Raw genomic sequence first — 19,358 nt, 5'->3', positions numbered from 1 at the left:
CTTGCCGCTGTCTATACTCGGATTACCGCCGGGCGTGGCGGGAAGACTGCATATTCAATCAGGAGGATATCCCATGCAGCAGACAGAGACTCGGCCCGGTGACGCGTACCGCACCGCCATGGGCCGATTGCTGGTCCTGTACACCCAGGTGGACAGGCTGATCATGCTGGCTTGCGCCGAGCGCATCGGCCGCGCCCCCGACGATGCCGCGCGCCTGGCCCTGGCCCGGCAGGTCGGCGATGAATCCCGCCATGTCGCCATCCAGCAGGAATGGATGACGGCGTTCGGCACCGACCGGACCCCGGTACTGACAGCGGCACAGGAACAGGCCATCCTCGGGCATTTCCGTGGCCTGGACTGGGTGGACTTTCTCATCGACATGTACCTGGGCGTGGAGGCCCTCGGCAGCGACGCCGTGGAACAGATCGTCCCGCTGGCCGACCCGGGCACGCGCGAGTCCCTGCGCATCCCGCTCGCGGACGAACTCAACCATATCGCCTTCGGCCTGCAGCGGCTGCGCGCGGAACTGGCGGCACTGCCGGCAGCGCGGCGCACGGCGTGCCTGGCGGGCATTCCGGATCGTATCGGCGCACTCACGCAGCGCTTTCTGGCGACAGGCGTCGACGTGCGGATGCTGTTCGAGGCGGTGGGTGCCGACTTCGGGGCACTGTGCGACGCCGTGCTGGCACGCAAGGACGCCATCCTGCGCGAGGTTGCCGAACCGCTCGCCGCCTGAGGCGCGCACCGGCGGCCGGGCCCGCGGCCAGAGGGGTTACCGCATCGCCACAGGGCGGCACGCTGTGCGCCGGGCGACCGGGTCGGGTATCATCCGCTCACCTTTTGATACCCGCCACAGGATGCAGGCATGACCACCATCGGCACCCCGCTCTCCCCCAGCGCCACGCGCGTGCTGTTCTGTGGTGGCGGCGAACTGGGCAAGGAAGTCGTCATCGAATTGCAGCGGCTCGGCGTCGAGGTGATCGTCGTCGACCGCTATGCCAACGCCCCGGCCATGCAGGTCGCACACCGCAGCCACACGCTTTCCATGCTTGACGGCGCGGCGCTACGCGCCGTCATCGAGCGGGAACGGCCGCATTACATCGTCCCCGAGATCGAGGCCATCGCCACCGACACGCTGGTGGACCTGGAGGCAGAGGGCTATACGGTCATACCCACGGCACGTGCGGCGCGCCTCACCATGAACCGCGAGGGTATCCGGCGCCTGGCGGCCGAGGAACTGGGACTGGCCACCTCCCCCTACCGCTTCGCGGCCACGCGCGCTGAGTTCGATGCGGCGATCGCAGAGATCGGCCTGCCCTGCGTGGTCAAGCCCATCATGAGTTCCTCTGGCAAGGGCCAGAGCACCGTGCGCGAAAGCGCCGACATCGACGCGGCCTGGGCCTACGCCCAGGCGGGTGGCCGCAGTGGCGCCGGCAAGGTGATCGTGGAAGGCTTCGTGGCATTCGATTACGAAATCACCCAGCTGACCGTGCGCCATAGTGGCGGTACCAGCTATTGCGAACCGATCGGCCATGTCCAGGTGGATGGCGATTACCGTCAGTCCTGGCAACCCCAGGCCATGAGTGAACAGGCGCTGGCGCAGGCGCGCGATATTGCCGGCAAGGTCACGGCGGCGCTCGGCGGGCGCGGCATCTTCGGCGTCGAACTCTTCATCCGCGGCGACGAGGCGATCTTCAGCGAGGTATCGCCCCGGCCGCACGACACCGGCATGGTCACCATGATTTCCCAGGACCTGTCGCAGTTCGCCCTGCATGCCCGTGCCATCCTCGGCCTGCCCATCCCCAATATCCGCCAGCACGGACCGTCCGCATCCAGCGTAATCCTGGTGACGGGTGACTCGCAGCAGGTTGCGTATACCGGCCTCGAGGCGGCGCTGGCCGAGCCTGACACCCAGCTGCGCCTGTTCGGCAAGCCGGAAGTCGCCGGGCACCGGCGCATGGGCGTGGCGCTGGCGCGCGCCAGCGCCATCGCTACCGCCCTGGACAAGGCCAAACGGGCCGCGGACGCGGTCAGGCCGCAACTCTAGTCAAGGCCCGGAACCGCCCCGCCATGTCAGTCCCGGCCCTGGAGCAGCGCATGGAGGCACTCGAGGTGCGCCTGATGCACCTCGAGGCCGCCCTCGATGAAATGACGCGCGCCCTGCTGCTGCAGGAACAGCAGTCGCGTGCACAGGCGGCGACGATTCAGCGTCTCGAGGAGCAGTTGCGCGGACTTGCCGCAGGCTATCCCGGCACGACGGATGCCGAGCCACCACCCCCGCATTACTAGAACCTAGCGCACACCCCCACGCGAGCCGGGTTGCAGCCCGCTGCCGGTTTTGTGAACCCGATCACACTATTGCCACCCGGCAGCCGGTGTAATACGCCAACTCCGTCACCGACTAAAGCTCACAGCCGGCGGTGTCGAACATTGGTGTTGAAGCGTCTCAACCTGCATTCCGACCGGACCTATCCAGATGAATCTGATTGACGTGGCAGCCCAGGTTTCCGCCGTCATCACCCTGCTCGCGCTGTGCTGGCTCGCCATCCTCGCCTTCGGCAGGCATCCTGGCTGGGGCGTCTTCGTACTGCTGTTCTCGCCGCTCGGCGCCATGGTCTTCGGTCGCCGGTACTGGCGCCAGGCCAGGAAACCACTGACGCTGTACGGCAGCGCGTTCCTGGTCACCCTTGGCCTGGGACTGTATCTGTTCGGTAGCTGGGGCGGCTGGGAGCTGCTGCGCACCGGGGTGCGCGTCCATCAGGGCATGCGCATGCATACCATCGCCAGCCGCGATGCCAGTAATTTTCTGCGGGCCAACCTCACCTTCGCGGACCGCTCCGGACTTGTGCTGCACGACATCGCAGCGGCCGAATTCGCCCGCAACGCGTTGATCAACGAGGCCCTGGAAGCCGTGCAGCCCGCACCGGCGACCGAGATCGAGGATGAACCGGTCGCGGAGGAAGCGCCGTACCGGGATATGCGCAGAAAGGTGAAATCCGTGGATGATACAGGCTACCGCCTGGTCTACATCCCGATCGACGTGGCGGAAGCGCACAAGTACATCGGCGCAACCGTCAAGGTCACGCGCAGGAATGTCATGGAAAAGGAATATCGCCTGGCGGGCGCCAGCGGCAACCGGCTGCAGTTTGCCCAGCGCAACCGCAGCGGGAACTTTTCCTTCTCCTTCCGCACCAGTGACATCGTGAAACTGCGCGTGCTGGTGAAGCAGCCGACGGAATGAGCCAGGCGCATACCGCTTGACACCGTTGCGCGCCTCTGAAACACTCGGCAGCATGTACAACCGTTTCATGCACTGCATCGCAACACCCGTGCGCCGACTGCCGGCATGGCGGACGGCCGCGTGCGGATGCGGGAAACCGGGTGCAGTGAACGGATAACAGCTGCAGCAACTGAGTAATTCCCAAGGCCGCACGGTGCAAACCCTGCGGCCTTTTTCGTTACTGCGACCATCAACTGAAGGAGAATGTCGTGTCCATCCCGGCCGCCTACATCGGAGTGATCCTGATCTGGTCGACCACGCCACTGGCCATCCAGTGGAGCGGCGACGAGGTCGGCTGGCTGTTCGGCATCACGACGCGCATGTGCATTGGCGTATTCACCGGATTGGCGGTCGCGGCCCTGTTCAGGATCAGCCTGCCCTGGCATACCGCGGCACGCCGCACCTACCTGGCCGCCGGTCTCGGCCTGTTCTGCGCCATGACCCTGGTGTACTGGTCGGCACGCTATATTCCCTCGGGCTGGATTTCGGTGCTGTTCGGCATCGCCCCGATGGTGACCGGTGCCATGGCGCATTTCTGGCTGCAGGAAACCGCGCTGACACCGGCGCGCACCGTCGGGTTGCTGCTCGGCATCGCCGGTCTTGCGGTGATGCTAACCGGCTCGCGCGCGCTGGGTCCCGACGCCATGCTGGGAGTCGCGGGCATGCTGCTGTCGGTAACCGCCTATTCGGCCAGTGCCATCGCCGTCAAGCGTATCGCTGCGGACATACCGGCGCTGGCGACCACCATCGGCAGTCTCGCCGTGGCCGTGATTCTGCTGCTCACGGTATGCGCCCTGACCGGGGAGTCCCTGCCGCGACATGTACCGCTGCGTGCTGCCGCCTCGATCGCCTACCTCGGCATCATCGGCTCGGTGCTCGGCTTCGCCCTGTACTATTACATCCTGCGGCGGGTCGAGGCGACCCGGGTCGCGCTGATCACGCTGCTGACACCGGTGCTCGCGCTGCTGCTCGGCAGCCTGTTGAACGGCGAAGCGATCCAGGCACAGACCTGGTTCGGCACCGCCACCATACTGGGCGGCCTGCTGCTGTTCGAGTACGGTCAGCACCTGCCCGGCCGGCTGGCCGGCTCCTGACCGAACATACCCCGTGGCAGCGACCGCGGCGGGCACGGCGCGGCAAGCGCGCGCCCAGCAGGACAGGAGCGGAAAGCGCCCGCTCCCCAAGGGCGTGCGCCCGCCATGTGGCCGGCGGCGCTGCACTGACTGCGCGCGTCGAGTGCCCTGCTGCACAGCCATGCGGTACGCGCGCAATCCCGAAACAGCTGCCCGGCCGCGGACCGACGTAGAGCGGGCACATTCCGGCCCGTCGCGGCCGGGCGGTGCTGCACGCTGGCCGGGCGGTTTATAATCCCGGCAGCAAACCTGGAGGTGCCCGTTATGCCTGTCCGTTTCATCGCGTTACTTGTCGGCCTGACACTGGCCGCCTGCCCGACCTCGCCCACCGGCAGGAATCAGTTGATGCTGATGCCGGACAACCAGATGAACGAGATGGGACTGCAGGCCTTCACCAGCATCAAGGGCAAGACACCGGTATCCGCCGACCGCCGCGCCAACCAGTTCGTCCAGTGCGTGGCCAATGCCATCACCCGCGAGGTCGGCGGCAACTGGGAGGTCGTCGTGTTCGAGGACGACAGTGCCAACGCCTTCGCCCTGCCGGGCGGCAAGATCGGCGTCAACACCGGCCTGCTCAAGGTCGCCACCAACCAGCATCAGCTCGCCACCGTGATCGGGCACGAGGTGGCCCATGTCCAGGCCCGGCATTCGAATGAACGGGTCTCGCAGCAGTTCGCCGTCGAGCAGGGACTTGGCAGGCTGATCAATGCCGTCGCCGAACCCGACCAGCGGCACCGGCAAGACACTGATGGGACTGCTGGGCGTGGGCGCGCAGTACGGCGTGTTGCTGCCCTACAGCCGGTTGCAGGAAAGCGAGGCCGACATGCTGGGCCTAGACCTGATGGCGAAAGCGGGTTTCGATCCGCGCGAGAGCACGCAGCTCTGGAGCAACATGAATCGCACCAGCGACGGCCAACCGCCCGAGTTCCTGTCCACCCATCCCTCGCATAGTTCGCGCATCGACGACCTCACCCGGCGCATCCCCGCCGCCATGCAGCTGCAACAGCGTGCGCTGCAACTGGGCAGAAAACCGAACTGCAGGCCGTGAAGGCCGCGCCAGCGCGCTCACCTGCGGGTGCGCGGCTTGGCCTGCGCTATGCGCACGCGGATCTCGTCCGCCGTGAGCGGATGTGAAGTTGCCGGCGCGAGATACTGCTGCCCGAGGTAGGGATACATGGTGCTGCGCAGATGCGCGTGCATGTCGTGCCCGGTCCTGCGCTCACGCTCATGGCGCAATGCAGCGATATCGACCGGCGCGACCACCACCTTTTCGCCGGGACCGGCATCCGCCTGCGCCAGGATGCGGCCGTCGTAATCGACCACCATGCTGCCGCCCGGCCAGGAAAACGGCGGATAGTGACCCAGGCTGGCGCCCTGGTTGGACGCCACCACAAAGACGCTGTTTTCGACGGCGCGCGCCCGGTTGAACAGCGTCCACCAGTCCAGCGGGGGCGTCGCGCCCCAGGGGTCCATGTAGGCGGAGACGCGGATGATCACCTCGGCACCATTGCACGCAATCTGGCGGATCGCCTCGGGAAACAGCCAGTCGTAGCAGATGGCGACGCCGAGACGACCGAGCTCCGTCTCCACCACGGGGAACGGCTCTGCCGGATAGTCGGCGATATCATGCGGGCTCGCATGCAGTTCCCAGGGTATCCAGGGATTGACCTTGCGGTACTTCGACAGTACCCCGCCCGGCCCCACCAGCACCGTGGTATTGAACACCGCATCGGGATAGTCGGCATCGGCCTCCAGGAAGGTGCCGGTCTGGATATAGCAGCCGTATTCCCGGCACAGCCGGTGATAGCGGTCGGTATGCTCGTTGGGTACCGGCAGCGCCAGCCGGTCGCGCAACTTCGCCACGCTGTCGTAGATCGGCGCGGCATGCGCAAACTCGGGGAACGCCAGCAGACGCACGTCGTGAAACGGCTCGTAGCCGACAATGGCCTGCTCCGCCAGGGTACACATGTGCGTCGTGCGCGCGCCAATCTCGGCGCGTGTCGCCGGACAGGCAAAATCGGTCTGGCAGGCGGCGGCGTAGTAACGCTGGATCATGGTGATTATTGTGCCCGTTCCCGCCGCGTTTGACGACCGCCACCGGCCGGCGCAAAAAAAAGGCCATCCCACGGGATGGCCTTGCTGAACACGGACCTGCCGCCTGCTGTCAGAACTTTCTCGAGTAGCTGATATCCACCGAGTTCTGATACATCTTGATCGTCGCGGGCACACCGAACGCGGTCGCGTCGTCGGTGATGCTCTCCTCGAAGCCATGCATGTAGGCGAAGTTCCACTCGCTGCTCCCATCCGGCTGATAGGTGAAACCCAGCGTGAGATGCTTTTCAATCACGGCCGGCGCCAGGATGTTGAACAGCACCTCGTCTTTCGGGATCGGCTGATCGTTCACGGCCAGTCCGGCACGCAGCGTCCAGTTGCTGTCATACGCATACTCCATGCCGATGCGATAGACGTTGATATCCTCCCAGCCGAAACCCAGGCCGTTGTCCGCGCCGAGGAAACCGGTTGTCGGCGGGTTCGGCACCGGACCAAAGGCACTGGCAACCGGGCCGGGATTGGACAGCGATTTAACGCCCTCGTAGAGGATGCGCTGGAAGTCCAGTGAAAGCTTCAGCTTCGGCGTGGCCTTGAAGGTGGCGCCGACGGCAAAGTTTGCCGGGACATCGAAATCACCCTGTTCGGCAAACAGGTTGTCGTAATCGCCGAATTCCTTCATGTAGACCTTGCTGGCAACGGTCGCCCCCAGCGTCACGGTGGAAGTGATTTCGCCGATCCAGCCGAGGCGCACACCGGCACCGTAGGTGATGTCGCTGCTGTTGTCGGTCAGACCGTCGGACGGCGTTACCGGATAGCCTGTGGCACACCCTGCCGGGTTCGCCTGCACGTCGGTGGTCAGACACTGGAAGTTCCCGAGACCCCGGGCACTGAAGCGTTGCGATCCGATGATCAGCGTGGCGCCCACGGCATGCCGGTCATTGAGCTTCATGGCGATAGTCGGGGTAAACAGCACCTGTGCCAGATCCACGCCGAGCTTGCCGGTCTGCGGGGCGCCGGTGCCCACGCCGGCGGGGGTTGCGCCGGGGCCGCTGGGATTGAACAGGACGGCAGCCGTTTGATCGTACAGGTTGCGGTCATAGGTGGTATTCATGCCGCCATTGCCGTAAACGCTGATACCCCAGTAGAGCCGGTCGTTGATCCTGCTGGTATAGCCGGCGTTGGGAATGTAGTGCATGTTGCGGCGGCTCTGGTCAGCGACGTCGAACGGCGTGCCGAAGTTCGACCCGGCACCGACCGCGGATGTCGTTATCTCGGCCTCGCGGATCGGACTGAAGAAACGGATACCGACATCGACACGTTCACCGACCAGCGCCATGCCGGCGGGATTGGTTGCCGCGGCGATGGAGTCCTGGGGATTGGAAACGACGGCACCCGCCATGCCCATGGCTTTGGCACCATAACCCAGCGCGAAATAGCCGGTCGTGGCAGTGGCGATCGAAGTACAGACCATGCCACTGACGAATACCGCAGCACGATATAACCCCGGGGTTCGTTTCATAGCTTTGCTCCTCGCTGGTGATTAGTGTCTCGCACGCGCCATTCGAGTTCTTATTGTCGTGTAACAACTACAACCACGCGCGCCGGTTGCGGCCACTTTGACAAAGGGTTATCTGGTTGTCAACCGAAACTGTTGTATAAGCACAGCATGTGCAGTAGTGTATGCAACACAGTGCAGGGGGGCTGACCACGGTCAGGCACGACGGACACCGGATCGGTGTATCGATCCGGCTGTATTGAGATCATCGTGTGCTCCCCGTCAGCTATACAACCTGGAGAGGAGATCACGATGGCCATGTTCCAACCCGCTGTTCGTCGCGGCTGCGCGCTCGGTACCGCTGGGCTGCTGTCACTGGCAATGGGCAACGCGTTTGCCAGCGGTTTCGCGCTCATCGAACAGAGCGTCAGCAGCATGGGTACCGCCTATGCCGGCGCCGGCTCGATAGCCGCAGACGCCTCCACGGTGTTCTTCAATCCGGCCAGCATGTCGCGACTGGACGGCAAGCAGCTGTCGGCCGGAATGCACGTCGTAGTGCCGCAAACCGAATTCAACGGTAGCGCGCAATACAATTCCCTGTACGACAACCCCGGCGTGCCATTTCCGTTCCCGGCCAATCCGACCATCAGTCCCGGCGCGGACAATGATACGGATGCGGGCGTTACCGGCGTGGTGCCGCATTTCACCTACGTGCAGGAACTGAACGAGCGCTGGAATTTCGGCATCAGCGTCAACGTGCCGTTTGGCCTGAAAACCGAGTACGGCACTGGCTGGGTCGGTCGCTACTCCAGCACGGAAGGGGACATCACTACGGTCAACCTGAATCCCACGCTGTCCTATAAGGTCGACGATCATGTGACGATCGGTGCCGGCGTCAGCGCCATGTATGCCAACCTCATTTACAAGCTGGTCATCGACGATGGCTACTTCGGGGGGTTCCCTGGCTTGTCCGACCAGTTCGGCGAGTATGATGTCGATGACTGGGGTTTCGGCTGGAACGTCGGTATCCTGCTGGAGCCCTCGGAGCATACCCGTTTCGGGTTTGCCTATCGCTCCGGGGTGGACGTGAATCTGAAAGGCGACTTCACCTCGACCAGCGCCGTGGCACCGAGCAACAGCGCAGCGGCTGACGTCTCCTTGCCCGGCTCCATGCTATTGAGCGCCTACCATGAAATCGACCCGAACTGGGCGGTCATGGCGGACGTCATGTGGACGAACTGGAACAAGCTGCAATCGCTGGTATTGCGCAGCGGCAGCGGCTCCACCGGCACCATACCGCTCAACTGGAAGGACACCTTCCGCTATTCGGTTGGCGCGAGCTACAAGTATGACGATCGTTGGACGTTCCGCGGCGGCTTGGCGCTGGACAAGAACCCGATACCCAGCTCGCAATTCCGCCTGGCCGCCCTGCCGGACGAGGACCGCACCTGGCTGGCGCTGGGTGCCGGCTACAAGCTCTCGAGCGCGTTGAGCTTCGACTTCGGCTACGCCCATCTGTTCATCGACAACGCCCGCATCAACAGTACCGATGCCTACTCCTCGTCGTTCCCGTTCACCGAGGGCCTGCACCGCATCAACGGCGAGTATGACGCCTCGGTCGACATCCTCAGCGCCCAGGTGAACTGGCAGTTCTGATTGTCGGCGGCGTTGCACACAAACAAAAACCCCGGCCAGTGGCCGGGGTTTTTGTTTGCCTGATACCGAACTGTCGGAGACCGACCCGCTCGGAAGTGTTCAACCCTTGCGCATCAGGAACATGAACTTGCCGCCCTCTTCGGTCGACGACATCAGCTCATTACCGGTCTGCTTGGCGAAGGCCTCGAAATCCTTCACGGAACCCGGATCGGTGGCGATGATGCGCAGCACCTTGCCACTCTCCATACCATTCAGGGCCTTCTTGGCACGTAAAATCGGCAGCGGGCAGTTCAGCCCGGTTGCATCCAGTTCCTCATCAAAGTCCGCCATTGTGTCTCTCCTGTTAGTGACTGCTTCTTTATAGACCCGGCACTGCGGATCTTTGATTATGATATTAGAATAGGGACGATAACTTATGCTAACGCGCCCCGGAAGGCAAGTCCCGGGAAGGGAAAATTAGCGCCCCGGGACGGGATAAGGACTGAACCGAGAGGGTATTTCTCTGTCAGACGGAACATCATGAGGTTAAACCCGGTTTAAATGACACGCGCACTCCGAATGCTGGCAGGCCTGACCCTGGCCCTGCTGTGCAACACTTCCCCCGCCCAGTCGGATTTCGACGATCTGCCAAGTCTCGGCGAGGCCGCGGGCGGGCTCTACAGTCCGCAACAGGACCAGGCGCTGGGCGCCGCCTTCATGCGCGAACTGCGCCAGTCGGACCTGATCCTGGACGACACCGAAACCACCAGCTACCTGCAGAATCTCGGCCATCGGCTGGCCATGCACAGCGAAAATCCCGGCCACGGATTCACCTTCTTCCTGGTCAACGACGAACGTATCAACGCCTTCGCCGGACCGGCCGGTCATATCGGTGTCAACGTGGGCCTGTTCCTGGCCGCGGAATCGGAAAGCGAACTGGCCGCCGTACTGGCGCATGAAATCGCCCACGTCACCCAGCGCCACCTGGCTCGCGCGTTCGAGGCAGCCGACAAGCTCAGCCTGCCGACCACGGCCGCCATTCTGGCCGCGATCCTGCTCGGCACCCAGGACAGCCAGGCCGGCGCCGCCGTGCTGACCGCGACCTCGGCCGCCAGCCTGCAGCAACAGATCAACTTCACCCGGGCCAACGAGCAGGAAGCCGACCGGGTGGGCATCCAGACCCTCGCCGACTCCAGCTTCGACCCCAATGGCATGGCGCGCTTCTTCGAACGCCTGCAGAAGAATTCCAAGCTTTACGGCACCCAGCCGCCCGAATTTCTCAGCACGCACCCGGTAACCACCGCCCGTATCGCCGAGGCCGAGACGCGCGCCGCGGCATTCAGCGGTATCGAGATAGCGGACGATCTCGAATTCCAGCTGCTGCGAGCGCGCCTGCGCGTGAACACGTACCAGGATGCAGGTCAGGTACTGGCCGACTTCCAGCGCTATCACGGCCAGGGCGGCGGCACCTCGGCTGCCGAGCGCTACGAGTATGCCCTGCTGCTGGCCGCCAACGAGCGGTCCGAGGATGCGATCGCGATACTGCAACAGCTGCGCAAGTCCGACCCGGACCGGGTCACCTACCGGCTGGCGCAGGCCGGGGTGCTCGACCGACTGCAGCGTTTCACAGCGTCGCAGGCGATCTACGCGGACACCCTGCAGCTGTATCCGGGCGAATTGACCGTGATCATTCCCTACGCCGGATCGCTGCTGGCCAGCGCGCGCGCCGAGCAGGCCTACGCCCTGCTCTCCGACGCCAGCGCCCACTCGGACAATCCGCAGGTGCACAAGCTGCTGGCGCAAGCAGCCGGACAGACCAACCGTCCGGTACAGACCCATACCGCCATGGGTCAGTACTACTACCTCAACGGTTATACGAAGAAGGCGATCGAGCAGCTGGAACTTGCAGAGAAGACCGAGGGTCTCAGCGATTACCAGGCCGCCACCATCCAGGCGCGCATCACGGTCCTGAAGGAGCTGCAGAAGGCCGAAGAATTAGAATAGTCAGTAATACTAATACAATAAGAAACAATGGCTTGACCTGCCAAAGTGGCGATGCTACTTTGCCAAGACTAAATAATAATTATTCAAACTCTGCAAGTTAGACCCTCGTTAACCTAATCGGAGTTAATTCATGAAGACACGCTACCCCCTCAGGCTGCTGACAACCGCGGTCATGTCTTTATGGCTGGTGAGCGGCTGTGCCGGCACGGCCAACAAGGCGTCCTCTGACTCGAAGGCCAGCCCCGAAGCCATGGCGGCGCTCGCTGCCGCGAATTCGGCCATCAAGGCAGCCAAGGCAAACAACTGGATCTGGCGCGATACCGAAAAATTTGCCGAAGAGGCGCAGGCCGCAGCCGACAAGGGCGACAATGCAGTGGCCATCAAGCTTGCCAACAAGGCCAAGGACGAAGCCGATAACGCCGTGGCACAGTACAACTACGAGAAGGCGCATCCGCGCGGGCTGTAACCGCTGCGTGGCTTGCGAATCCTCAGGCTTTACAACATGAATCCAGGAGATGAAACAATGCGGCAAACCGCTACGAAGCTACTCTTATCAGCATGCTCGGTTGCTGTGATCGCGGGCACTCTGCTGGCTGTCCCGTTCTCCAGCGCGAGCGCGGCCGAGGCTGCTGCCCCGGGCAAGGAAGTCGCCTTCGATCGCAAACTGGGTAACTGCCTGGCCTGCCATGCCGTCGACGACGGCGACCTGCCCGGCAACATCGGTCCCCCGCTGATCAGCATGAAGCTGCGCTTCCCGGACAAGTCCAAGCTGCGTGCACAGATCTGGGATCCGACCGTGAACAACCCGAACACCATCATGCCGCCCTTCGGTCGTCACAAGATTCTCACCGAAGAGCAGATCGACCAAGTCGTCGATTACATCTATACACTCTAGCAACCAAATTCAGGAGAGACATCCGTGACTAGCATGAAACGCAGAATATTCCTCAAGGGTTCGCTGGCCACCGGCGCTCTGGGCGTTGCCGCCAGTGCCGGCCTGCTCACCCCGCGCGCCTCGCTGGCTGCCTGGGCCAAGGAGGCATTCGAGGCGAAGGACGTCAATGGCGCCCTGACCAGTTTCTTCGGCAGCGCTGACCTTGCCGCCAGTGACAAGATCAAGATCAAGGCCCCCGACATCGCCGAAAACGGCGCCGTCGTCCCGGTTTCGGTCTCGACTGACATGGCTGACGTCGAATCCATCACCATCGTCACCGAAAAGAACCAGAATCCCATGACGGCCAGCTTCGCACTGGGTGCGACGGCCATCCCGGACATCTCGACCCGCATCAAGATGGGCAAGACCTCCAGCGTGATTGCGATCGTCAAGTCGGGTGGCAAGCTCTACAGCACCGGCAAGGAAGTCAAGGTCACCATCGGTGGTTGTGGCGGTTAGCCTGCGCACGCAAGCCACCCTTACAGCATCAGCGGATTAAAGAGGACAAACCATGTCAAGCATCAAACTCAGAGCCAGTGCCAAGGACGGTGTCACCACGGTCAAGGCGCTCATCAGCCACCCGATGGAAACCGGTACCCGCAAGGATGCCAAGACCGGCGAAAAGATCCCGGCCCACTTCATCCAGGAAGTTGTCTGCAGCCACAATGGCAACACCGTGATGACGGCAAGCTGGGGCGCCGCGATCTCGAAAAACCCGTATCTCTCCTTCAGCTTCAAGGGAGGCGCCGCCGGTGACAAGGTCGGACTCAGCTGGGTCGACAACAAGGGCGAGAAGGACTCCGACGAGACCGAGATCAAGTAACCGCCCTGCCGCACCGGACAACTGCCTATTGAACCTAGGGGATCCATTCAATGAAAAAACTCCTGACTGCAACACTGGTACTGGGCCTGATCAGCGCCTTCACGGCACCGGTCCAGGCCAGCCCTGAGGATGATCTGAAGACGTTCAGAAAATTCTTCGAAAAGCGTTTCCCGAAAGTGCCTTTCAGTGACTACAAGAACGGCGTGTATGCACTCGATGCCGACGCCCGCGCCCAGTGGGAGGAGATCGAGGAATTCCCGCCTTACGAACTGAGCCTCGAGCACGGCAAGACGCTGTTCAACACACCGTTCGCGAACGGCAAGACCTATGCCAGTTGCTTTGACAATGGCGGCGAGGGCATTGCCAACCGCTATCCGTTCTTCGACAAGGCCTCCGGCAAGGTCATCACCCTGGAAGCGGCCATCAACACCTGCCGCGAGGCCAACGGTGAAAAGCCGCTGGGCTGGAAGAAGGGTGACATCGCGGACATCTCGGCCTACATGCACTACACGTCCCGGGGCAAGATCCTCAACGTCGAGGTACCGAACGACCCACGTGCGCAGGCGATCTACGACCAGGGCAAGCAGCAGTTCTACGCCAAGCGTGGCCAGCTGAACATGGCCTGCGCGGATTGTCACGTATACAACTCGGGCAACAAGGTGCGTGCCGACATCCTCAGCCCCGCGCTCGGCCACGTGACCCACTTCCCGGTCTACCGCTCGGCATGGGGCGAACTGGGCACGCTGCACCGTCGTTACGACGGCTGCAACAAGCAGGTGCGTGCCAAGCCGTACAAGGCCCAGGGTCCGGAATACACCGCACTGGAGTATTACGAGGCCTACATGAGCAACGGCCTGGAGATCAATGGTCCGGGCTCACGCAAGTAACCGCGCCTTACCGGCAACGGAAAAGCCCGGCACCAGCCGGGCTTTTTTTTGCCGGATCCCGGTCGGCCGCGGCATGCCCTAGCCTGCCGGCCGGCTGCCGCCCGATCCCGCCTCCTCGGCTGTCCCCGCCGCATCCAGGGCACGCACGGCCAGATAGGCATACCCCGCCCCGCCAAGCAGGCCCAGGACCAGATCCTTGATCGTGTCATCCAGGGATTCCTGCAGATGCGTTGCGAGATAATGATCGGACAGCCATTCGTAGACCTCCCAGCAGACAGCACCGGTACCGACCAGGGCCACGAGCAGCACGAAACGGATGAGCCGACCGGGTTCGGGACAGCGTCCCAGCGCGACCGCGCGGTCTAGCAGCCCGGCGCAAAACAGACCCAGGCAAAATCCGCCCGCCAGATGCATGGCGCTGTCCAGGTGCGGCAGGGCATAGGCCCCCGCCAGGGCAAAGCCGGCGTGCAGCAGCAACAGGATGACGAGTGGCAGGGCGAAGTTCATGGCAGGCTCCCTCCGGGCAGGCAGGGTGTTGACTGCCCGCCGTTCTAGTCTAAACTCTGCGGGTCAAGCCGTCTGTGTCGCCGCAGTGCCTGCCGGCGCCTACCGCAGAAGCATGAAATTAATTGATTTTATTTATATTATTATCGGATTCCGCTGTAACCCGCCGCCTGCAGGAAGCGAATTGCAGATCTGTAAGCCTTCTGTAAGCCCGCTGCGGTTATGTTAGCTGCAACGGATGAGATTTTATCCGTCTCCGTAAATGGCCCGGCCCTTGGTCGGGCTTTCTTTTTTTCCGTACCCGGACGGCGCCCGCACCACCGCCGTCACAGAGACGTACGGCTGGATGGTGGCGTGCCGGCAGCGGAACCGGCTGCGCAGCGCCGACGGATATCGCAGGCATACGCCAGAAAAAAGACCCCGCTCATGGCGGGGCCTCCGATACTGCCGATGCCGGCCGGCTTCAGGACATTTCGCCCGGGTAATCGGCGATCCCCGGGTCGGCCGCGACATTGACCAGTTTCGGGTGATTGATCTTGGGCAGGACCAGCACGTCATCCTCGCCCTTGGTGGCGAGGATATAGTCTCGCACCACATCCCACATCAGGCGGCCGTCCGGGGCCTTGCCAACCGAGGCCCAGCCGGCGACCTTGTAGACGGTGTCGGCCTCGATCAGGTGCCCGTTGTCCAGGCGCGCATCGGTGATGCGCTCGTACAGCGGCTTGGTGGGATCGATGGTGTAATCGAGGCCCCCGACCCGCACCATGTCGCCACCGGACTGCAGATAGGGATCCGGGTCGAACAGGTTGTCCGCCACCTGCTCCAGGATATTCATCAGGTCGTGTCCGGTCATCTCCGTGACGTAGGTCTCCGCGTAGGTCATGGAGCATTGCGTCATGACGTCCTCCATGGTGATCCACTCGCCTTTCAGGGTCGTAGTGCCCCAGCGCACTCCCGCAGACATGGCGACGTCCGCCCCGTACTCATGCCGCAGCGCATTGCACAGGACCTGGTCCCAGGTCCCCATGAAATTGCCGCGCCGGTACAGCAGGCGGTCGGCGATGGCCAGCTTCTCGCCCAGGATCTGCTCGAAGGTCTTGCCGACCCGGTCCTTGTTGAAGAAATACTTGCTTGCACGGCTCTCGACGATCTTCTCGTCATAGGTGGTCTGGCGCATCTGGTTGATGTACGCCTCCATCTCCTTGTCTGCCGGCAGCATGTCCGTGATGACCGGCAGCATGCGGTAATGCATGCCCTTGAGGCTGCCGTCCTGGATATCGAAATCCATCACGCCGACGAACTTGCCGTTGGAACCCGCGTTGGTCACCAAGCAAGTGTGGCCCTCGACATTCTTCACCTCGATCGGCTTGGGGATACCGTCGTGCGTGTGCCCGCCGAAGACCGCGTTCAGGCCGGGCACGCGTTCCGCCATCTTGACATCGACGTCCATGCCGTTGTGCGACAGCAGCACGATGGCATCCGGATTCTCGTCCGCGCGGATCTTCTGGACCAGCTCGATCATGTCGTCCTCGCGCAGACCGAAGGACCAGTCCGGGAAGAATTCCTGCGGGTTGGCGTTGGCGGTGCGCGGGAAGGCCTGACCGACCACGCAGATACGCGCACCACCGACGTTCTTGATCACGTACGGCTGGAAGGCGTGTCCGCTATCCTCGTCGTAAAGACCGCGCCCATCGTATTTCTCGACCAGTTTTGCGTACTCGTCACCGAACAGCGAATCCTCCTTGACGCGCACGTTCTGGCCGATGAAATCGCCCTTGAACAGCGCCACGTTGTTGAGCACCTCGGCCTCGCGATAGGTGAATTCCCAGTGCCCGACCATGACGTCCAGGCCAAGGATGTTCGAGGCCTCGACCATGTCGACCCCGCGTGTCCACAGCGAGGTGCCGGAACCCTGCCACAGATCGCCGCCATCCAGGGTCAGGGTCTGCTCGCGGCCACCGGCCTGCTGACGCAGCATGTCGAGCAGGGTCTTGAGATGCGCATAGCCGCCGGTACGGCCGTACTTGAGCGCGGCCGCGTCGAAATCCAGATAGGTGTAGGCGTAGGACTCGGGCGTGGCCGGCTGCAGGCCGAAGTAATCGAGAAACTTCTTGCCCACGATGTGCGGCGGTCGCCCGTAGGCATCGCCCATGCCGAGATTGACGTTCGGTTCGCGAAAATACACGGGTTTCAGCTGGCCATGGACATCGGTGATATGCAGGATGCGGGCGTTGCCGCGCATCGGCACATCATAGAAACCGGCCAGCGGATCAGCCGATCCGGCCGGCATCTTCGCCGCCGCGGGGGGGCCGTTGTCTGTCTTGCTGCATGCGAACAGGCCGGTCGATGCGGCGGCACCGGCGCCCAGAATCTTGAGAAACTCTCGACGGTCAAATGGAGGCATAGGTCACCTGGTATTGTTTTCGTCCGGAACACATACGCATTACACTAGCGGCATGGCGTAATGACTTTCCGCCCCGTCCCTCCCACCAGGTCCGGCTGCGGTCGCCAGGGTATCCCCGGCGCGTGCCACGAAATGATAGAACAGCGAATCCGAAAATTACAGCCGAATCATGGAATTTCAGTGTTTTACGGCATGCTTATATGGCGACGGGTATGTTGCCTTCGCAGCAGGCCCGCGCGTGTGAACCCTGCGCATCCGCAGCATGGCTGCTCTGACTGCACTTCCTGGCTGCTGCTGGCGCTAGTGTGCGCCGCCCTGCTCGGATGCAGCGCGCGCGCGCAGGCGGACGTCGTCAAGCCGGCGCTCGTCGAGATCAGCATCAATACCAACGGCACCTATCAGGTTGAAGTCCGCGCCAGCATCGAGGCCCTGCTGACGGGTATCAACAGCCGCTACCGCAATACCCAGGAGGCCCCGAACGCAGAGGCATACGATGCCCTGCGCGTGCTGCAGGCGCCGGAGCTGCAGGCGGCGTTCGCGCCCTTCAAGGATCGCTTCACACAGGAAGTGCGGCTGCTGTTCGATGACCAGCCCGTGCCGCTGACGGTCACGCGCGTGGAAATTCCGGAACCCGGCTATACCAAGGTGCCGCGCATCAGCGTCATCTACCTGGAAGGCGCAATCGAGCGCAGCGTGCAAAGCGTGCGCTGGTACTATCCCCAGGCCTTCGGTGACAACGCGGTACGCGTGCGCCAGGTCGACGAGACCAACGAAAAGTGGCACTGGTCTGACTGGCAGTGGCTACGCAAGGATGAGACGAGCGCACCGTTTTCACTCGCCGAGGTCTTTACCCGGCAACCGGTCAGCGCCGTCATCGGCACTTACCTCGCCGCAGGATTCGACCATATCCTGCCGCGCGGCCTCGACCACATCCTGTTTATCCTGGGCATCTTCCTGCTCAGCGTCAGTCTGCGCCCGCTGCTCTGGCAGGTGACCATGTTCACCGTGGCCCACACCATTACCCTGGGGCTGTCGATGAGCGGCGTGTTCTCCCTGCCCGCCTTTATCGTCGAACCGCTGATCGCGCTGTCGATCGCATGGATCGGCATCGAGAACGTCTTCATCCGCACCCTGCACCGCGGCCGCCTGGCGCTGGTGTTCGGGTTCGGTCTGCTGCACGGCATGGGGTTCGCGAGCATGCTGAAGGATTTCGGTATGCCGGATGACGCCTTTTTCACGGCACTGCTGAGCTTCAACGTTGGCGTCGAACTCGGCCAGCTCGCCATCATCTCGCTGGCCTTTCTCGCGGTCGGCCTGTGGTTCGCCAACCGCAACTGGTACCGGCAGGTCATCGTGGTGAGCGGCTCGCTGGCAATCGCGGCGGTCGGCCTGTACTGGACCTATGACCGCATCGTGATCTAGTCGAGCCTATCGTAGCAATTTCACACGGCTGGGACCTTATCGATGATCGCGAATGGCGCGGCGGGCAGGACTGCCCTGGCCGTATGAATGGGGAATAACGCAGCCCGGCGCCGCAACCACCCGGCCCCGAAGGACTGCGACGAAAATTCGGTTCAGCTGGAAACAAAGAGGGGCCGCCTCAATGGCGGCCCCTGAATGAGCGTGAAACGAGTGGTGGTTTGCCTGCAGCTCTGCTTGTAACCGCTTATCCGCGCCGACGAGCCACACCCACCAGACCGAGCAGGCCGCTGCCAAACAGCCAGACCGCGGCAGGCACCGGTACCGGATTGATCGTTGCACCGATGTAGGTGTTCGCGAAAGTGAATACGTTGTTCCCGGCATCCACGCCAGCCCAGGTGCCGCCCTGAATCGCCAGCGTCGGGCTGATCGAGGAATTGGACACGCCGGAGCCGAGGGTGAAGATCAGACGCGCGATTGCCTGGTCGCCGGAAACGCCGAGGAAGCTGCCGACGAACATGCCGGTGATCGCACCGGTGCTGACGGTACCCGGACCGGTAAGCGACGAGGACTCCGGATCCCAGGAACCGGTGAACTGGCCGTTGCTGTCAAAGGGGTCCGTGGTTGCCATGAGGACGGAAGTCAGCGTCATGTCAGCCGGATTCCAGGAGATATCGATCGCGCCGCCGACGGTAAACTGCGGCAGGCCTGTTGCCATGATATCGACCGAGAAGGAGGCATTATCCGCCACGAACTGTTGCTCAGGTGTCATATAGATGGTTGCGGCT

At 63.0% G+C, this 19,358-nt stretch carries 20 protein-coding genes and 1 pseudogene; 15 read left to right on the top strand and 6 right to left on the bottom strand.

What is annotated here, in order from left to right:
• The first annotated feature begins 73 nt into the window (after positions 1 to 73).
• The 7 genes and pseudogenes from R3F42_06210 (at position 74) to R3F42_06180 (ending at position 5,461) form a co-directional block, all read left to right on the top strand.
• Positions 74 to 736: a ferritin-like domain-containing protein gene (locus tag R3F42_06210; protein ID MEZ5541619.1), complete on the top strand. Its 663-nt coding sequence runs from the start codon at positions 74 to 76 to the stop codon at positions 734 to 736.
• A gap of 129 nt (positions 737 to 865) precedes the next feature.
• Entirely contained in the window at positions 866 to 2,047 is a 1,182-nt protein-coding gene (gene purT, locus R3F42_06205; protein MEZ5541618.1) for a formate-dependent phosphoribosylglycinamide formyltransferase, read from the top strand.
• 23 nt (positions 2,048 to 2,070) lie between these two features.
• Complete coding sequence (locus tag R3F42_06200; protein ID MEZ5541617.1) at positions 2,071 to 2,289, top strand: SlyX family protein; 219 nt, start codon at positions 2,071 to 2,073, stop codon at positions 2,287 to 2,289.
• A gap of 187 nt (positions 2,290 to 2,476) precedes the next feature.
• On the top strand, positions 2,477 to 3,241 hold the full coding sequence (locus R3F42_06195; GenBank protein ID MEZ5541616.1) for a hypothetical protein: 765 nt from the start codon (positions 2,477 to 2,479) through the stop codon (positions 3,239 to 3,241).
• A 248-nt stretch (positions 3,242 to 3,489) separates the two neighbouring features.
• Positions 3,490 to 4,374, top strand: coding sequence for a DMT family transporter (locus R3F42_06190; GenBank protein ID MEZ5541615.1), 885 nt, complete (start codon positions 3,490 to 3,492; stop codon positions 4,372 to 4,374).
• A 303-nt stretch (positions 4,375 to 4,677) separates the two neighbouring features.
• Positions 4,678 to 5,034: pseudogene (locus R3F42_06185) on the top strand (M48 family metalloprotease).
• 127 nt (positions 5,035 to 5,161) lie between these two features.
• Entirely contained in the window at positions 5,162 to 5,461 is a 300-nt protein-coding gene (locus R3F42_06180; GenBank protein ID MEZ5541614.1) for a M48 family metallopeptidase, read from the top strand.
• 17 nt (positions 5,462 to 5,478) lie between these two features.
• Here the strand turns inward: R3F42_06180 and R3F42_06175 are convergent, their stop codons facing one another.
• Both R3F42_06175 and R3F42_06170 read right to left on the bottom strand, forming a co-directional pair.
• Positions 5,479 to 6,468, bottom strand: coding sequence for a nitrilase-related carbon-nitrogen hydrolase (locus R3F42_06175; GenBank protein MEZ5541613.1), 990 nt, complete (start codon positions 6,466 to 6,468; stop codon positions 5,479 to 5,481).
• A 109-nt stretch (positions 6,469 to 6,577) separates the two neighbouring features.
• On the bottom strand, positions 6,578 to 7,984 hold the full coding sequence (locus R3F42_06170) for an outer membrane protein transport protein (protein MEZ5541612.1): 1,407 nt from the start codon (positions 7,982 to 7,984) through the stop codon (positions 6,578 to 6,580).
• A 288-nt stretch (positions 7,985 to 8,272) separates the two neighbouring features.
• Here R3F42_06170 and R3F42_06165 point away from each other — a divergent pair, with 288 nt between their 5' ends.
• Positions 8,273 to 9,616, top strand: a complete 1,344-nt coding sequence (locus R3F42_06165) for an OmpP1/FadL family transporter (GenBank protein ID MEZ5541611.1) — start codon at positions 8,273 to 8,275, stop codon at positions 9,614 to 9,616.
• Positions 9,617 to 9,715: 99 nt separating this feature from the next.
• On the opposite strand, the gene R3F42_06160 is transcribed toward R3F42_06165, so the two are convergent.
• Positions 9,716 to 9,946 (bottom strand): sulfurtransferase TusA family protein, encoded by a 231-nt coding sequence (locus R3F42_06160; protein MEZ5541610.1) that lies wholly within the window; start codon positions 9,944 to 9,946, stop codon positions 9,716 to 9,718.
• A gap of 210 nt (positions 9,947 to 10,156) precedes the next feature.
• On the opposite strand from R3F42_06160, the gene R3F42_06155 reads away from it, so the two are divergent.
• From R3F42_06155 to soxA, 6 genes are all read left to right on the top strand, one after another.
• Complete coding sequence (locus tag R3F42_06155) at positions 10,157 to 11,599, top strand: M48 family metalloprotease (protein MEZ5541609.1); 1,443 nt, start codon at positions 10,157 to 10,159, stop codon at positions 11,597 to 11,599.
• Positions 11,600 to 11,729: 130 nt separating this feature from the next.
• The gene (locus R3F42_06150; protein MEZ5541608.1) at positions 11,730 to 12,065 is read left to right on the top strand and encodes a SoxXA-binding protein; all 336 of its coding nucleotides are present in this window, start codon (positions 11,730 to 11,732) and stop codon (positions 12,063 to 12,065) included.
• A 105-nt stretch (positions 12,066 to 12,170) separates the two neighbouring features.
• A complete protein-coding gene (gene soxX, locus R3F42_06145; protein ID MEZ5541607.1) occupies positions 12,171 to 12,494 on the top strand; it encodes a sulfur oxidation c-type cytochrome SoxX in 324 nt (107 codons plus the stop codon).
• A gap of 33 nt (positions 12,495 to 12,527) precedes the next feature.
• Positions 12,528 to 12,992, top strand: coding sequence for a thiosulfate oxidation carrier protein SoxY (gene soxY / locus R3F42_06140; protein ID MEZ5541606.1), 465 nt, complete (start codon positions 12,528 to 12,530; stop codon positions 12,990 to 12,992).
• A 52-nt stretch (positions 12,993 to 13,044) separates the two neighbouring features.
• Positions 13,045 to 13,356, top strand: a complete 312-nt coding sequence (gene soxZ / locus R3F42_06135) for a thiosulfate oxidation carrier complex protein SoxZ (protein MEZ5541605.1) — start codon at positions 13,045 to 13,047, stop codon at positions 13,354 to 13,356.
• A 50-nt stretch (positions 13,357 to 13,406) separates the two neighbouring features.
• Complete coding sequence (gene soxA, locus R3F42_06130) at positions 13,407 to 14,243, top strand: sulfur oxidation c-type cytochrome SoxA (protein MEZ5541604.1); 837 nt, start codon at positions 13,407 to 13,409, stop codon at positions 14,241 to 14,243.
• Positions 14,244 to 14,321: 78 nt separating this feature from the next.
• Here the strand turns inward: soxA and R3F42_06125 are convergent, their stop codons facing one another.
• On the bottom strand, positions 14,322 to 14,750 hold the full coding sequence (locus tag R3F42_06125; GenBank protein MEZ5541603.1) for a hypothetical protein: 429 nt from the start codon (positions 14,748 to 14,750) through the stop codon (positions 14,322 to 14,324).
• 460 nt (positions 14,751 to 15,210) lie between these two features.
• Positions 15,211 to 17,151 carry a 5'-nucleotidase C-terminal domain-containing protein gene (locus tag R3F42_06120; GenBank protein MEZ5541602.1) on the bottom strand — a complete coding sequence of 647 codons (1,941 nt, stop codon included), beginning with the start codon at positions 17,149 to 17,151 and terminating at the stop codon, positions 15,211 to 15,213.
• A gap of 240 nt (positions 17,152 to 17,391) precedes the next feature.
• Between R3F42_06120 and R3F42_06115 the strand changes: the two genes are divergently transcribed.
• Positions 17,392 to 18,573 carry a HupE/UreJ family protein gene (locus R3F42_06115; protein MEZ5541601.1) on the top strand — a complete coding sequence of 394 codons (1,182 nt, stop codon included), beginning with the start codon at positions 17,392 to 17,394 and terminating at the stop codon, positions 18,571 to 18,573.
• Between the two features lie 244 nt (positions 18,574 to 18,817).
• Here R3F42_06115 and R3F42_06110 read toward each other — a convergent pair whose 3' ends face one another.
• Positions 18,818 to 19,342, bottom strand: a complete 525-nt coding sequence (locus R3F42_06110) for a VPLPA-CTERM sorting domain-containing protein (GenBank protein MEZ5541600.1) — start codon at positions 19,340 to 19,342, stop codon at positions 18,818 to 18,820.
• Positions 19,343 to 19,358: the final 16 nt, after the last annotated feature.

This window comes from Pseudomonadota bacterium, assembly GCA_041395565.1.
In the GTDB taxonomy this organism is placed as follows: domain Bacteria; phylum Pseudomonadota; class Gammaproteobacteria; order UBA9214; family UBA9214; genus UBA9214.
This window is presented reverse-complemented; position numbering and strand designations above follow the sequence as displayed.

Excerpts from the sequence above, each read along its gene's own strand:
- R3F42_06150 (MEZ5541608.1), top strand. The coding sequence starts at position 11,730 with ATGAAGACACGCTACCCCCTCAGGCTGCTGACAACCGCGGTCATGTCT.
- R3F42_06175 (MEZ5541613.1), bottom strand. The coding sequence starts at position 6,468 with ATGATCCAGCGTTACTACGCCGCCGCCTGCCAGACCGATTTTGCCTGT.
- R3F42_06155 (MEZ5541609.1), top strand. The coding sequence starts at position 10,157 with ATGACACGCGCACTCCGAATGCTGGCAGGCCTGACCCTGGCCCTGCTG.
- R3F42_06165 (MEZ5541611.1), top strand. The coding sequence starts at position 8,273 with ATGGCCATGTTCCAACCCGCTGTTCGTCGCGGCTGCGCGCTCGGTACC.
- R3F42_06170 (MEZ5541612.1), bottom strand. The coding sequence starts at position 7,984 with ATGAAACGAACCCCGGGGTTATATCGTGCTGCGGTATTCGTCAGTGGC.
- R3F42_06195 (MEZ5541616.1), top strand. The coding sequence starts at position 2,477 with ATGAATCTGATTGACGTGGCAGCCCAGGTTTCCGCCGTCATCACCCTG.
- R3F42_06125 (MEZ5541603.1), bottom strand. The coding sequence starts at position 14,750 with ATGAACTTCGCCCTGCCACTCGTCATCCTGTTGCTGCTGCACGCCGGC.
- soxY (MEZ5541606.1), top strand. The coding sequence starts at position 12,528 with ATGAAACGCAGAATATTCCTCAAGGGTTCGCTGGCCACCGGCGCTCTG.
- soxZ (MEZ5541605.1), top strand. The coding sequence starts at position 13,045 with ATGTCAAGCATCAAACTCAGAGCCAGTGCCAAGGACGGTGTCACCACG.
- R3F42_06180 (MEZ5541614.1), top strand. The coding sequence starts at position 5,162 with ATGGGACTGCTGGGCGTGGGCGCGCAGTACGGCGTGTTGCTGCCCTAC.
- R3F42_06120 (MEZ5541602.1), bottom strand. The coding sequence starts at position 17,151 with ATGCCTCCATTTGACCGTCGAGAGTTTCTCAAGATTCTGGGCGCCGGT.
- R3F42_06210 (MEZ5541619.1), top strand. The coding sequence starts at position 74 with ATGCAGCAGACAGAGACTCGGCCCGGTGACGCGTACCGCACCGCCATG.
- R3F42_06160 (MEZ5541610.1), bottom strand. The coding sequence starts at position 9,946 with ATGGCGGACTTTGATGAGGAACTGGATGCAACCGGGCTGAACTGCCCG.
- purT (MEZ5541618.1), top strand. The coding sequence starts at position 866 with ATGACCACCATCGGCACCCCGCTCTCCCCCAGCGCCACGCGCGTGCTG.
- R3F42_06110 (MEZ5541600.1), bottom strand. The coding sequence starts at position 19,342 with ATGACACCTGAGCAACAGTTCGTGGCGGATAATGCCTCCTTCTCGGTC.
- soxA (MEZ5541604.1), top strand. The coding sequence starts at position 13,407 with ATGAAAAAACTCCTGACTGCAACACTGGTACTGGGCCTGATCAGCGCC.
- R3F42_06200 (MEZ5541617.1), top strand. The coding sequence starts at position 2,071 with ATGTCAGTCCCGGCCCTGGAGCAGCGCATGGAGGCACTCGAGGTGCGC.